The sequence below is a fragment of the Herbaspirillum sp. 1173 genome (genome assembly GCF_031455335.1).
Classification (GTDB): Bacteria; Pseudomonadota; Gammaproteobacteria; order Burkholderiales; family Burkholderiaceae_D; genus Herbaspirillum; species Herbaspirillum huttiense.
In genome coordinates this window covers 357921-370751 of record NZ_JAVDSP010000004.1, presented here as the reverse complement: position 1 = coordinate 370751, position 12831 = coordinate 357921, and the positions used below count along the sequence as shown (strand labels likewise).

Sequence of the window (12831 nt, the reverse complement as noted above, 5' to 3'; positions counted from 1 at the left end):
TCCGCACTGCTGCCGCAGAAAATGCCGCAGCAGCGCGCAAAACCCATGAACATGCTTTTTCAGCCCCGCATCTTGCGCATCGCCTGCGCGGCCGGGGGCATAGGATAGAACACATGCCGGTTGTGCCGTTTGCCTGCACGGCCTTGTTCAACGCATCTTCAGCGAGTCCACCTCTATGCAAACTTCCGCTCTGGCCGCGCTCGACCGCAGCCACCTGATCCACCCCGTTGCCAGCTTCCGCGAGCATGAAGAACTGGGACCCATCATCCTCAAGTCGGGCCAGGGTGCCTACCTGACCGATCACCAGGACAAGCAGTTGCTGGATGCCTTCTCGGGACTGTGGTGCGTCAATACCGGCTATGGCCAGGAAAGCGTGATCCGCGCCGCGACCGAACAGATGCAGCGCCTGCCGTATGCCACCGGCTATTTCCACTTCGCCTCGGAACCGGCCATCCTGCTGGCCAAGAAACTGGTGGACATCAGCCCGGCGTCGCTCAAGCACGTGTATTTCACCTTGGGCGGTTCCGATGCGGTGGATGCGGCCATTCGCTACATCACGCACTATCACAACTCCATCGGCAAACCGAGCAAAAAGCATTTCATCTCGCTGCAGCGTGGCTATCACGGTTCGTCCTCGGTGGGCGCAGGCCTGACTGCACTGCCCAATTTCCATTACAACTTCAACCTGCCGCTGCCGACCCAGCATTACCTGCCTTCGCCTTATCCCTACCGCAGCGAGCTGCAGGGCGATGAAGCGATCATCGCGGCCTCGGTGCAATCGCTGCGCGACAAGGTCGCCGAACTGGGCGCGGACAATGTCGCCGCCTTCTTCTGCGAACCGATCCAGGGTTCCGGTGGCGTGGTGGTGCCGCCCAAGGGCTGGCTCAAGGCCATGCAGCTGGCCTGCAACCAGCTGGACATCCTGTTCGTGGTGGACGAGGTCATCACCGGCTTCGGCCGCACCGGCCCGATGTTCGCCTGCCTGGACGAAGACGTGCAGCCCGACCTGATGACCATGGCCAAGGGCCTCACCGCCGGCTATGCGCCGATGGGCGCGGTGATGATGTCGGACCGTGTCTACAACGGCATTGCCGATGGCGCACCGATGAGCACCGTGGTCGGCCATGGCCAGACCTACTCGGCCCATCCGGTCAGTGCGGCGGTGGCGCTGGAGGTCCTGCGGCTCTATGAGGAAGGCGGCCTGCTGGAAAACGGCCGACGCCTGGAACCGGTCTTCTCCGGTGGCCTGCGCGCCCTGCTCGATCATCCGCTGGTGGGCGATGCGCGCAGCCGTGGCCTGCTGGGCGCACTGGAACTGGTGGCTGACAAGCAGACCAAGGCACGCTTTGCACCCGAGCTGAAGCTGCACGATCGCATCTTCCAGGTGGCCTATCGCCATGGCCTGGTGTTCCGCGCCTTCGGCGACAACATCCTCGGCTTTGCGCCCGCGCTGTGCTACACGGAAGAGGATTTCGCGCTGATGTTTGCGCGCCTGCGTGCCATCCTCGATGAAGTGCTGGCCCAACCCGAGGTGCGCCAGGCCGTGCGCTGAGCCGGCCCATGCGAGTATCGCCTCCGGCACGATGGGGAAATCGCCGCCGGAGGGGTTAAAATGCCCTGCTACATCCTGCCGGATTGCGCTGCGTGCGATACGCGAGGCAAACCGGCAGGCTGAGTCGAATAACCCGAGGCAACATGATGACTAACGGCGCGTTGAAACTGGACCGGATCGATCTGAGGATTTTGTGTCACCTGCAGCAGAATAGCCGCATTACCAATGTAATCCTGGCCGACGCCGTCGGCCTCTCGCCCAGTCCCTGCCTGATCCGCGTCAAGCGCCTGGAGAAGGCCGGCTACATCAGCGGCTATGGCGCGTATATCCGTCTGGAGAAACTGGCCGACGTCCAGATCGTGTTCACCGAGGTGACGCTGTCGGACCATCGGCGCGAAGACTTCGCCAAGTTCGAAGCCACCATCCGCAACGTCGATGAAATCATCGAATGCCATCTGGTCAGCGGTGGCTATGACTACCTGCTCAAGTTCATGACCCGCAGCGTGGTGCATTACCAGAGCGTGATCGAATCGCTGCTGGAACAGAACCTGCGCATCGAGAAGTATTTCAGCTACATCGTCATCAAGTCGCCCTTCATCAAGCATCACTATCCGCTGGAAAAATTCATCCAGACCTGAGCCCCGTGGGCTGGCCACCGCCGGCCGGTACCGTGCGGTGGCAGCCTGGCACGCCCTGCATGTGGCGGCTGCGCTGTCTGCACCGTTTTTCGGTACGTTTTGCTGGCCTTTATCCTCGCCTTTTTCCTGCCCTTTTTTCTGTACAGACGATCGCGAACCCTCCTGATCGTTTTTGCACACCCCCCTGTCAATTTCCGCACAGCAAGCCTTTTCCAGCGCGGCAAGCCCTCGGCCTCATCTTTACATTTATGCCCTCTGCGATGGCCGGATTGCGGCATCTCCATCCAATCTCCACAAATTCCCCAGAAAAACACGACTATTGGTCAGCAAACTCCCCTTTACTTTTGTAAAGACGTGCCGTTAACCTTCGGGTGCGCTGACGAAGGGTCAGTTTCTCAAATTACAAGAACATCACGTTTGCTTAGGGGTCAACATGGCAACTTCCACGGGGACGATCTCGACATCGGCCGGTCCGCTTGACGTTTCGACGCTGGTCAACCAGCTCATCGCGGTCGAGAGCAAGTCCAAGCTCACACCGCTGAAGACCAAGGAAAGCGGCTTCAATACGCTCATTTCCGCGTATGGCTCGCTGAAGAATGCGCTGACCAGCTATCAAAGCGCCCTGAAGGTCATGACGGCCGCCAGCTTCAGTGCGCAGAAGACCACCGTGTCCAATGCCGGCACCGGCACCAGCCTGACCACCGATCCGTTCACGGCAGAGGCCAACAGTGACGACTCGACCAAGGTCCTGGCACAGAAGTTGAAATCCGGTGGCTATGCCAGCGGCACCACCTTCAATGCCGGCGACTCGATCGCCATCAAGATCGGCACCAACTCGCCCACCTTCATCACGCTGCAGGCCAATGCCACCCTGGCGGGTCTGCGCGACACCATCAATGCCTCCAAGGCCGGGGTGACGGCCTCCATCGTCACCGATGGCAGCGGCGACCATCTGGTCCTGGAATCCAATACCGGCGGCACGGCCAACACCATCAAGGTCACGGCCAACAATTCGCTGTCCGGGCTGAGCTATGACCCCAGCGTGTCGGGCTCGGTGACGCAGATCCAGGCCCCGCGCGATGCCACCAAGGCCGCCGCCGGCAAGTACAGCATCGGCGTGAGCCAGCTGGCGCAGGCGGTCAAGGTCAGCTCGGCCGGCATCGTGCCCGGCACCACCTTCGACAATGGCGTGCTGGCCATCAAGACCGGCAATGGCTCGACCACGCTGATCCAGCCCAAGACCAATACCCTGGCCGGTGTGCGCGATGCCATCAACGCCAGCGATGCGGGCGTCAATGCGGCCATCGTCAGCGACGGCACCAACGATCACCTGGTGCTCACCGCCAAGGACAGCGGCGCGGCCAACAGCCTGCGGGTCAGCGGCACCGGCAATTTTGCGGTGTTCAACTTCGATCCCAGCGGCACCGTCACCACCACGGGCGTAGCGACCAACCAGACTTACAGCAGCGGCAGCCTGGCGCTGCAGGTCGGCAGCAAGTCCTTCACCATCACCCCGACCGATCTCGACAACAGCGGTGCCATCGGCCTGAACGACGTGATGAAAGCCATCAACGATGCCAATACCGGCGTGACCGCCAGCATCAGCAACGACGGCAGCAATGACCATCTGGTGCTCACGCCGGCCGGCACGGATCCGATCAAGCTGGTCGGCAGCAATGACTATGCCAACCTGTCCGGCAGCAGCATGGGGCAATTGGCCAAGGCGCAGGATGCCAAGCTGACCATCGATGGCGTGGCGGTGACCAGCACCACCAACAAGGTCAGCAATGCGATTTCGGGCGTGACGCTGAACCTGGCGAAGGTGACGACGGCGGCGGACAATTTCTCGCTGTCCGTCGCCAATGACACCAGCGGCCTGTCGACGGCGGCCAACAGTTTCGTGACGGCCTACAACAACCTGGCCAAGGCCGTGACCAACCTCACCAAGCAGACCCCGTCCACCACCAAGGGCCAGGCCAGCACCGGCTCGCCGCTGGCAGCGGAATCTTCCGTGCTGAACATGATGACGCAGATCCGCGGCACCATGCTGGGCGCACTGGGCGACGATGGCGGTATGAACCTGTCGCAGGTGGGGATCTCGTTCCAGAAGGATGGCACGCTGGCGCTGGATGCGGCCAAGCTGACGACGGCCGGCAACAAGGATTTCGACGCGGTCGCCAAGCTCTTCACCGGGACCTCCGGCGTCGTGCCCAAGCTGCAGAAGCTGATGGACAGCATCCTGGGCGACAGCGGCACGCTGGCCACCAAGACCAAGGGCCTGCAGGACAGCCTCAAGACCGTGACCGACCAGCAGACCGCGGCCAATGATCGGCTGCAAACCCTGAAGGACAACTACACCAACCAGTTCAACCGGCTCAACGTCACGCTGGCGACGATGCAGTCGCGGCAGAGCTATCTGACCCAGCAGCTGGCGAAGTTGTCCAAGTCGTCGTGATGAGAACGGCCGTGCCGAATGGCGTGGCAGAGGAAGCGGTGACACCGGGTTGCGCGTCACCGCTGCATCGAATAAATCCCAGGTTGCTCCGCTTTATCCGAAGCCCAATGGAAAAACCCCGCTGCAAGCGGGGTTCGTCGTTAAACTCTCGTGTGTCCTCGGGGGGAAGCTTGCGCTAACAGATCCCGTGGCTCGCGTGGCGACTATAGGGGTTAACGGGTGCAATGTCAATTCAGGCACAGATAGCGGAAATCCACCGGGCACTCTCGCCCGCGCGCATCTCGACCTACGCGGCGGCCACCCACTGCCACGGCCCCGACGACCCTGCCGCACTCAATCTCTACCTGTGGAACGCGCAGGTCTCCGCTGCCTTCCTGACACCCCTGCACTTGTGTGAAGTCGTGCTGCGCAATGCGGTGGACGACGCCCTTGCTGCCAAATACGGTGCTGCGTGGCCATGGGCCTCCGCCTTTGAACAAAGCTTGCCGGCCAGTTCGATCGCGTATGGTGCGCGCCATGATTTGGCCAAGGCCCGGGCAGGACTACCGATCGGGCAGACGGGCAAAGTGATTGCGGAACTCAAGTTCGTCTTCTGGCAGCGCATGTTCGCCGCAAGGCATGATGGACGACTATGGAATCCTCACCTGCGGCGCGTCTTCCCATATCTCGATCCGCGCCGCTCCGTGGCACAACATCGCAAGGCCATCCATGACGCACTTGAAACGATCCGACAATTGCGCAACCGCATCGCCCATCACGAGCCGATATTCCACCGTACGCTGGAGGCCGAGTATCAATTGATCGGTCAACTGATCGCTTGGCGTTCGCCACAGACCTTCCGCAGGATGCATCAGCACCAGCAAATCACTACCTGGCTGGCCGCCCGTCCATAAGCAGCGCGGTATCGTTATACTGGCTACCTGCCCCATGACGACAACAAGCACGTTACAGCGTGCATACCAGGAATGGAGACTCAGTGACCACCCTCAACTATCTCGATGACTTCCAGCCGGGCCAGGTATTTCGCTCGCCGGGCACGCTCACCGTAAGCGCCGAAGAGATCAAGCAGTTCGCCCAACAGTACGATCCCCAGCCCTTCCACCTCGACGACGCTGCTGCACAGCAGACCTTCTTCCGTGGCCTGGCCGCCAGCGGCTGGCATACCGCCGCGCTGACCATGCGCCTGCTGGTCGATACCCTGCACATCCAGGGCGGCATCATCGGTGCCGGCTTCGATGAATTCCGCTGGCCGCGTCCGACCCGTCCCGGCGATGTGCTGCGCCTGGAAGCCGAAGTGCTGGGCATCAAGACTTCGCAATCCAAGCCGCAGCAGGGATTCCTCAACCATCGCGTGACGACTTACAACCAGCACGACGAAGCCGTGCTCATCATGACCGGCAACCTGCTGGTACCGCGCCGCAGCCCGGGCTGATCGCTTACGCGGCGTCGGGCTGTTGCGCCGGATGCGCCTGCTCGAAAGCGGGCAGCGCATTGCAGGCGGCCTCGATGGCGCACAGCGTCGGGTAAGGCGCCATGTCCACTTCGAAACGGCGCGCATTGAAGATCTGCGGAATCAGGAAGCAATCGGCCATGGTCGGTGCATCGCCTACGCAGAAGTGGCCACGCGTGGCATCGGCCGCCAATTGCTGTTCCAGCGCGGTGAAACCGAGCTTGATCCAGTGCTGGATCCAGGCCGTCTTCTGCGCCTCATCCACCGCCAGCGCGTGCTTGAGATAACGCAGCACGCGCAGGTTGTTCAGCGGATGGATTTCACAGGCGATGGCCAGCGACAGTTCGCGGATATGCGCTCGCGCAAAGGCATCGCCCGGCAACAGGGAGGGCGTCGGATAGCGCTCTTCCAGATACTCCAGCATCGCCATCGATTGCGTGAGCAGCTTGCCCTGGTCGGCCAGTACCGGGACCAGCGCATGCGGATTCAACTGCGTGAAGGCGGGCAGCAATTGCTCGCCGCCCTGATTCAACAAATGCACGGCCGCCGTTTCGTAAGCCACGCCTTTGATGTTCAGGGCGATGCGCACGCGATAGGAGGCCGAGCTGCGGAAATAGCTGTAGAGGGTAGTCATGCGCTTGCTTCCTTCAGGAAAGACAATCGGATCAGGCCAGGCTGCGTGCAGGCAACACGGTGCCGGCCGCTTCACCGAAACCGATATTGGGCAAGCCATCGCGACGAGCCACTGCGCGCAGGATGATGGTATCGCCATCTTCCAGGAAGACGCGCTTCTCGCCATTGGCCAGGGTCAGCGGGGTCTTGCCGCCACCGCTCAGTTCCAGCAGCGAACCGGCCTGGTCCGGTGCCGGACCCGACAAGGTCCCCGACCCGAAGAAATCGCCCGGACGCAAGTTGCAGCCATTGACGGTATGGTGCGTGACCAGCTGCGCCACGGTCCAGTAGGCATCCCGATAGTTGCCCAGCGAGAGCCGCTGCGGCGCACTGCCCGCTTCACGCATGGCAGCGGTCTGGATCAGCACTTCCAGTTCGATGTCAACAGCACCGCTCTCGCGCAGGGTCGGCGCATCCAGGTAAGGCAGCGGTTGCGGGTCGTCCGCCGGGCGCGTCCATCCGCAACGATACGGCGCCAGTGCTTCCAGCGTGACGATCCAGGGCGAGATGGTGGAAGCAAAGCTCTTCGACAGGAAGGGGCCCAGCGGCTGGTATTCCCAGGCCTGCACATCGCGTGCGGACCAGTCGTTCAGGAGACAAAGTCCAAACACCTTGTCCTCGGCCTGCGCCATCGGGACCGGCTCGCCCAGGGCATTGCCGCCGCCGATGAAGATGCCCAGTTCCAGTTCGTAATCCAGCCGCTTGCAGGGACCGAAAGTGGGCAGGTCTGCATCGGGGGCCTTGGTCTGGCCCACCGGACGGCGGAACTGCTGGCCCGAGATCCCAATGGAAGAAGCACGGCCGTGATAACCGATGGGCACCCATTTGTAGTTGGGCAGCAGCGGATTGTCCGGACGGAACAGCTTGCCTATCGTGGTGGCGTGGTGGATCGATGTGTAGAAGTCGGTGTAGTCGCCGATCACGGCCGGCACATCGTATTCGGTCTGGGCCTGAGGCACCAGGCAGGCGGCCAGCTCGGTCTGGTGCGCCGAACCGCTGCGCAGCAGGCGCGACAACGCCAGGCGCAGTGCCGACCAGGCGGCCGGCGTGAGCGCCATCAGGGCATTCAAACTGCTGCCGCTGCAGGCTGCATGAGCTGCCGTGCGCGTGGCTTCATCGAAGCCCGAGAAGGCGCCGGCTGATTGGGCGGCCGGCAGGTCCAGAATCTGGTCGCCGATGGCAACGCCCGCACGGAAGGCTTCTTCACTGCCACTGCGGCGAAACACGCCGTAAGGCAGGTTCTGGATCGGGAAACTGCTGCTTTCTGCATTGGCGCTCTGGACCCAGCTACGCAGCGAGGTGTCATGGGTTTCGTTCATTTTCAGGCTAGGCAGGCTCATGCGCGCTCCGGGTTGAAGTTCTTCTGGATGCCCAGCCAGCAGTCCTGGTAATCGCGCTGCAAGGTCTGCGCGGACAGGGCGTGACGGGTCGGGCAAAGGATGTTGCGGGTCTCGAACATGAAGGCCATGGTGTGGTCGACCTTGTTCGGGGTGCTGGTATCGATGCGGCTGGCTTTCTCGAAGGTGGCCGCGTCCGGTCCGTGACCGCTCATGCAATTATGCAGGCTGCCGCCGCCGGGCACAAAGCCGCCGCCTTCCTTGGCATCGTACTGGCCGGTGATCAGGCCCATGTATTCGCTGGCCACGTTGCGGTGGAACCAGGGCGGACGGAAGGTATTTTCAGCAGCCAGCCAGCGCGGCGGGAAGATCACGAAGTCGATCGTATCCACGCCGGGCGTATCGCTCTGCGACTGCAGCACCAGGAAGATCGAGGGATCGGGATGGTCGTAGCTGATCGAACCGATGGTGTTGAAGTGGCGCAGGTCGTACTTGTAGGGAACATAGTTGCCATGCCAGGCCACCACATCCAGCGGCGAATGGCCGATCTTCGCCTGCCACAGATTGCCGCCGAATTTGGCGATGAGCTGGAAGTCGCCCTCGCGGTCTTCGTACCAGGCGTGCGGCGTGGCGAAATCGCGCGGATTGGCCAGTCCGTTGGAACCCAGCGGACCGAGATCAGGCAGGCGCAGCAGCGCGCCGAAATTCTCGCAGATGTAGCCGCGTGCCTCGCCATCCGGCAGGCGCACCTGGAAGCGCACGCCACGCGGAATGACGGCGATCTCCTGCGGCTCGATATCGATCACGCCCAGCTCGGTACGCAATTGCAGGCGGCCCAGCTGCGGCACGATCAGCAGTTCGCCATCGGCCGAATAGAAGAAGCGATCGGTCATCGAGCAATTGGCGGCATACAGGTGGATGGCGCAACCGCTCTGGGCTTGCGGCGAGCCGTTGCCGGCCATGGTGACCATCCCTTCGATGAAATCGGTGGGCACGGTCGGCATGGGTAGCGGGTCCCAGCGCAACTGGTTGGGCGGCGCTGCGACGTCGTCGAAGTGACTCACCAGCAGGCCGCGTTCCATTGGCTCGAACGGATGATGCACTGCTGCCGGACGGATGCGATAAAGCCACGAGCGACGGTTGTGACCGCGCGGCGCGGTGAAAGCGGTACCGGAAATCTGCTCGGCATACAGGCCATAGGGCGCACGCTGCGGCGAATTCTGGTGCGCGGGAAGCGCACCCGGCAGGGCCTCGGTGGCGAACTCATTGCCGAAGCCGGACTGGTAGCCGCGTGTATGCACGTGATGGCTGACGGAAGAATCGGTGACGGTATTCATGCGGACACTCCTCGGGAAGTACGATGCAGGCGCGCGATGGTCAGCGCCGAAATCAGCGCCGGCACCGCCGCTGCGATGAACAGCGAACCATTGCTCCACTGCAGCGCGATCAGTTGGCCGCCGATGACCGGCCCGACCACCGAGCCGATGCGGCCGATGCCCAGCGCCCAGCCGATGCCGGTGGAGCGCAGCGTGGTCGGGTAGAAGGTACCGGCCAGTGCATTGACGGCCGGTTGTCCACCCACGATGCAGAAGCCCGCCACGATCACCGCCAGGAACAGCAGCACCGGCATGGCCGCCACCTTGCCGATCAGCGCAATGGACACGCAGGCCAGCAGGAAGCAGCTGCCCAGTACGCGGGTGAAGCCGAAGCGGTTGATGAAGCGGCCCAAGGTCAGCGTACCGACCACGCCGCCCACTTGCAGCGAGGTGCCGATCAGCACCGCCATGCTGGTGGAATAACCGGCGTCACGAATGAGCGTAGGCAGCCAATTGGAGAGGAAGTACAGGTTGATCAGGTTCATGAAGCTGATCAGCCACAGCAGCACGGTGACACCGGCGCGGCCATCGCGGAACAGGGCGGCTACCGGCATGCCTTCGGCCTTGCTTTCCTTGACCACGACCTCGGTGCTGTCATCGATGCGGATGGCGGGATCGAGCTTGCGCAGCCAGCGCGCCACCTGGCTGCGCGCACGACGGCGCAGCACCAGGAACTGTATCGATTCCGGCAGCCAGACCAGCATCGCCAGGCCCAGCACCAGCGGCACTGCACCGCCCACCCAGAACACTGCATGCCAGCCGTGCGCCGGGATCAGCGCTGCGCTCACGAATCCGCCGGCCGCAGCGCCCACGGTAAAGCCGCAGGAGACCAGCATCATGCGGGTCACGCGGGAGGACGAGGGGCTGTATTCACCGACCAGCGCCATCGCATTGGGCATGATGCTGCCCAGGCCGAAGCCGGTGATGAAACGCACGATCAGCAACTGATCGATGGTGGTGACCAGCGGCGTCACCAGCATGCAGACCGCAAAGAACAGGGTCGAGGCGATCAGGACCGGACGGCGGCCGTAGCGGTCACCCACCGGGGTAAGCACCAGCGAGCCCAGCAGCATGCCGAACAGGCCGGCACCGAATACCGGTCCCAGGCTGGCCTTGCTCACGCCCCAGTCGGCGATGATGGCCGGGGCCACATAGCCCATGGCCTGCACGTCGAAACCATCGATGATGAGGCACAGGCCGCACAGCAGCAGCAGCAGGCCGAATTGAAAAGTGCCGAACCGGCCCTGCTCCACCACCTGGTCCACATGGACCGTGGGGAGAGCGCCACTTGCGTGGATACTCATTGTCGTGCTCCTCGTCTGTCTTTACGTTTTTTTAGTTGTGTTGCCTGCCATCCATGGGCCGATGCGGCCGACAATGGCAGATTGCATGGCCGTGTGCGCAGACGCTGCTGCGCGGCTCTTGATGGTGTTGTCGCGCCGTCACTGTAGTGCAATCGCCCTTCTTTTACGATATAAATACGAAAATACGATCCATTCATTTCATGAATATTGCAGTGCACGCGTTTGCCGTACTGCCGAGCTGACCATGGCCCTCATCGAACCGCGCGACATCGATCTCAATCTGCTGGTGGTATTTCAGGAAGTCTTCCAGGAACGCCAGATCTCCTCGGTCGCCCGTCGGCTGGGGCTGTCGCAGCCGGCGGTGTCCAACGCGCTGGCGCGCTTGCGGCGCAGCTTCGGCGATGAGCTGTTCGTGCGTACGGCGCAAGGGATGCAGCCCACGCCCTTTGCCGAACAGCTGGCCGAGCCGGTGGCTGCGGCGCTGCAGCAGGTAGCCCGTGCTCTCAACCTGCAGGAAGGCTTTGCGCCGCAGACCAGCGAGCGCCGCTTCACGATTGCCATGACCGATGTGGGTGAGGTGTATTTCATGCCGCGCCTGATCGAAGCCTGTGCCGAGGTCGCGCCGGGCGTGAGCCTGTCGACCGTGCGTGCCGGGGCAATCGACCTGAAGAGTGAAATGGAAGCGGGTCGGGTGGACCTGGCCATCGGCGCGTTCGACAATCTGTCGGAGGCGCTGTACCAGCGGCGATTGTTCCGCCAGGAATACGTGAGCATGTTCCGTATCGGCCATGCGCTGGACAAGCGCGGCGAAGTCAGCCTGAAGGAATTCCTGGCAGCCGAGCACCTGATGGTGTCTTCGCTGGAGAGTCCTTATGATCGCATCAACCAGAATCTGGAGAAGGCCGGCGTGCTGCCCAGCGTGCGCTTCCGGGTGCCGCATTTCACGGCGGTTCCTTACATCGTCAGCACCACGGCGCTGGTGGTGACGGTGCCGCGCAAGCTCGCCGAGAGTGCTGCCGCGCCCTTCGGACTGCGTTACATCAAACCGCCGCTGCGCCTGCCGGCGCTGCAGACCAACATGTTCTGGCATCGCCGCTACAATCAGGACGAGGGCAATGTCTGGCTGCGCAACCTGATCTCGGCGCACTTTGCCGAATGAATTCGGGCAGGACAACGACTGTGGCCAGAAGGCCGGGGAGACAACATGAACATCTACCGCGACTATGACCGCGAGGCGCTGGACGAGCAGTACAACGTGCGCCTGCGTATTACGGATTTCCAGGCGTATTTCGACCGCTTTGCGCGCGAGGGAGAAGCGGCGCGGCAAGCGCATCCGCATCTGACCGATGTGCCTTACGGCGAGGATGCGCTGCAGACGCTGGATTTCTTTCCCGGGCGCAGCAATGGCCGGCCCCTGCTGGTCTTCATCCACGGCGGCTACTGGCGCTCGCTGGACAAGCACCAGTTCAGCCAGTTGGCCCTGCCCTACCTGGCCCAGGACATCAACGTGGCCCTCATCAATTACCGCCTGGCCCCGCAGGTGCGCATGGGCGACATCGCCGCCGACTGCGGGCGCGCGCTGCGCATGCTGTATGCCAAGGCCGCGGCGCTGCGCTTCGATCCGGATGCGATCTGGCTCATGGGCCACTCGGCCGGTGCCCACCTGGCCGCGCTGATTGCTTCGCTGGGTGCCGCGCCGGTGCGCGGCGTGTGCGGCATCAGCGGGATCTATGACCTGGAACCGGTGCGGCTGTCCTATCTGAACGAAGTGCTGCACCTCTCGCCCTCGGACGCCCAGCAGGCCAGCCCGCAGCTGCTGGCCATGCCCAATGGGGTACAGGCCTTGCTGTGCGCGGGCGACGATGAATCGGCGGAATTCCTGCGCCAGCGCGATTTCTATGCGGCCACGCTGCGGCAGTCGGGACATGCGGTGGAAGTCTTGCCGCTGCCCGGGCAACATCACCTGAGCGTGGTGGATGTGGCGGCCGATACCGGGAGCAGTTTGACTCGGACCCTGTTGAAGATGATGTTGGGGTAAACGAGCTTG

General features: G+C 62.8%; 11 protein-coding genes. 7 read left to right on the top strand and 4 right to left on the bottom strand.

Annotated elements, in window-relative coordinates:
• The first annotated feature begins 175 nt into the window (after positions 1 to 175).
• From J2X56_RS16365 to J2X56_RS16345, 5 genes are all read left to right on the top strand, one after another.
• On the top strand, positions 176 to 1552 hold the full coding sequence (locus J2X56_RS16365) for an aspartate aminotransferase family protein (RefSeq protein ID WP_121044159.1): 1377 nt from the start codon (positions 176 to 178) through the stop codon (positions 1550 to 1552).
• 143 nt (positions 1553 to 1695) lie between these two features.
• A complete protein-coding gene (locus J2X56_RS16360; RefSeq protein ID WP_081486017.1) occupies positions 1696 to 2190 on the top strand; it encodes an Lrp/AsnC family transcriptional regulator in 495 nt (164 codons plus the stop codon).
• Positions 2191 to 2623: 433 nt separating this feature from the next.
• On the top strand, positions 2624 to 4645 hold the full coding sequence (gene fliD, locus J2X56_RS16355; protein ID WP_209567768.1) for a flagellar filament capping protein FliD: 2022 nt from the start codon (positions 2624 to 2626) through the stop codon (positions 4643 to 4645).
• 224 nt (positions 4646 to 4869) lie between these two features.
• A complete protein-coding gene (locus tag J2X56_RS16350; protein WP_245202103.1) occupies positions 4870 to 5538 on the top strand; it encodes a hypothetical protein in 669 nt (222 codons plus the stop codon).
• A gap of 83 nt (positions 5539 to 5621) precedes the next feature.
• Positions 5622 to 6077 (top strand): MaoC family dehydratase, encoded by a 456-nt coding sequence (locus J2X56_RS16345; protein ID WP_134137161.1) that lies wholly within the window; start codon positions 5622 to 5624, stop codon positions 6075 to 6077.
• A 4-nt stretch (positions 6078 to 6081) separates the two neighbouring features.
• Here the strand turns inward: J2X56_RS16345 and maiA are convergent, their stop codons facing one another.
• Genes maiA through J2X56_RS16325 form a run of 4 tightly spaced genes read right to left on the bottom strand, consistent with a single transcriptional unit; the run spans position 6082 to position 10784 of the window.
• Positions 6082 to 6729, bottom strand: a complete 648-nt coding sequence (gene maiA / locus J2X56_RS16340) for a maleylacetoacetate isomerase (protein ID WP_121044168.1) — start codon at positions 6727 to 6729, stop codon at positions 6082 to 6084.
• 31 nt (positions 6730 to 6760) lie between these two features.
• The gene (gene fahA, locus J2X56_RS16335) at positions 6761 to 8107 is read right to left on the bottom strand and encodes a fumarylacetoacetase (protein ID WP_204725000.1); all 1347 of its coding nucleotides are present in this window, start codon (positions 8105 to 8107) and stop codon (positions 6761 to 6763) included.
• Positions 8104 to 9441 (bottom strand): homogentisate 1,2-dioxygenase, encoded by a 1338-nt coding sequence (gene hmgA / locus J2X56_RS16330; protein ID WP_310160895.1) that lies wholly within the window; start codon positions 9439 to 9441, stop codon positions 8104 to 8106. The genes fahA and hmgA overlap by 4 nt, the downstream gene beginning before the upstream one ends.
• Complete coding sequence (locus J2X56_RS16325; RefSeq protein ID WP_310160894.1) at positions 9438 to 10784, bottom strand: MFS transporter; 1347 nt, start codon at positions 10782 to 10784, stop codon at positions 9438 to 9440. Before J2X56_RS16325 ends, hmgA begins: the two co-directional genes overlap by 4 nt.
• A 244-nt stretch (positions 10785 to 11028) precedes the next feature.
• Here J2X56_RS16325 and J2X56_RS16320 point away from each other — a divergent pair, with 244 nt between their 5' ends.
• Both J2X56_RS16320 and J2X56_RS16315 read left to right on the top strand, forming a co-directional pair.
• The gene (locus J2X56_RS16320; RefSeq protein ID WP_121044179.1) at positions 11029 to 11943 is read left to right on the top strand and encodes a LysR substrate-binding domain-containing protein; all 915 of its coding nucleotides are present in this window, start codon (positions 11029 to 11031) and stop codon (positions 11941 to 11943) included.
• A 45-nt stretch (positions 11944 to 11988) separates the two neighbouring features.
• Positions 11989 to 12822 (top strand): alpha/beta hydrolase, encoded by an 834-nt coding sequence (locus tag J2X56_RS16315; RefSeq protein WP_209567777.1) that lies wholly within the window; start codon positions 11989 to 11991, stop codon positions 12820 to 12822.
• Positions 12823 to 12831: the final 9 nt, after the last annotated feature.

Excerpts from the sequence above, each read along its gene's own strand:
- J2X56_RS16320 (WP_121044179.1), top strand. The coding sequence starts at position 11,029 with ATGGCCCTCATCGAACCGCGCGACATCGATCTCAATCTGCTGGTGGTA.
- J2X56_RS16350 (WP_245202103.1), top strand. The coding sequence starts at position 4,870 with ATGTCAATTCAGGCACAGATAGCGGAAATCCACCGGGCACTCTCGCCC.
- fliD (WP_209567768.1), top strand. The coding sequence starts at position 2,624 with ATGGCAACTTCCACGGGGACGATCTCGACATCGGCCGGTCCGCTTGAC.
- hmgA (WP_310160895.1), bottom strand. The coding sequence starts at position 9,441 with ATGAATACCGTCACCGATTCTTCCGTCAGCCATCACGTGCATACACGC.
- J2X56_RS16365 (WP_121044159.1), top strand. The coding sequence starts at position 176 with ATGCAAACTTCCGCTCTGGCCGCGCTCGACCGCAGCCACCTGATCCAC.
- J2X56_RS16360 (WP_081486017.1), top strand. The coding sequence starts at position 1,696 with ATGATGACTAACGGCGCGTTGAAACTGGACCGGATCGATCTGAGGATT.
- J2X56_RS16315 (WP_209567777.1), top strand. The coding sequence starts at position 11,989 with ATGAACATCTACCGCGACTATGACCGCGAGGCGCTGGACGAGCAGTAC.
- maiA (WP_121044168.1), bottom strand. The coding sequence starts at position 6,729 with ATGACTACCCTCTACAGCTATTTCCGCAGCTCGGCCTCCTATCGCGTG.
- J2X56_RS16325 (WP_310160894.1), bottom strand. The coding sequence starts at position 10,784 with ATGAGTATCCACGCAAGTGGCGCTCTCCCCACGGTCCATGTGGACCAG.
- fahA (WP_204725000.1), bottom strand. The coding sequence starts at position 8,107 with ATGAGCCTGCCTAGCCTGAAAATGAACGAAACCCATGACACCTCGCTG.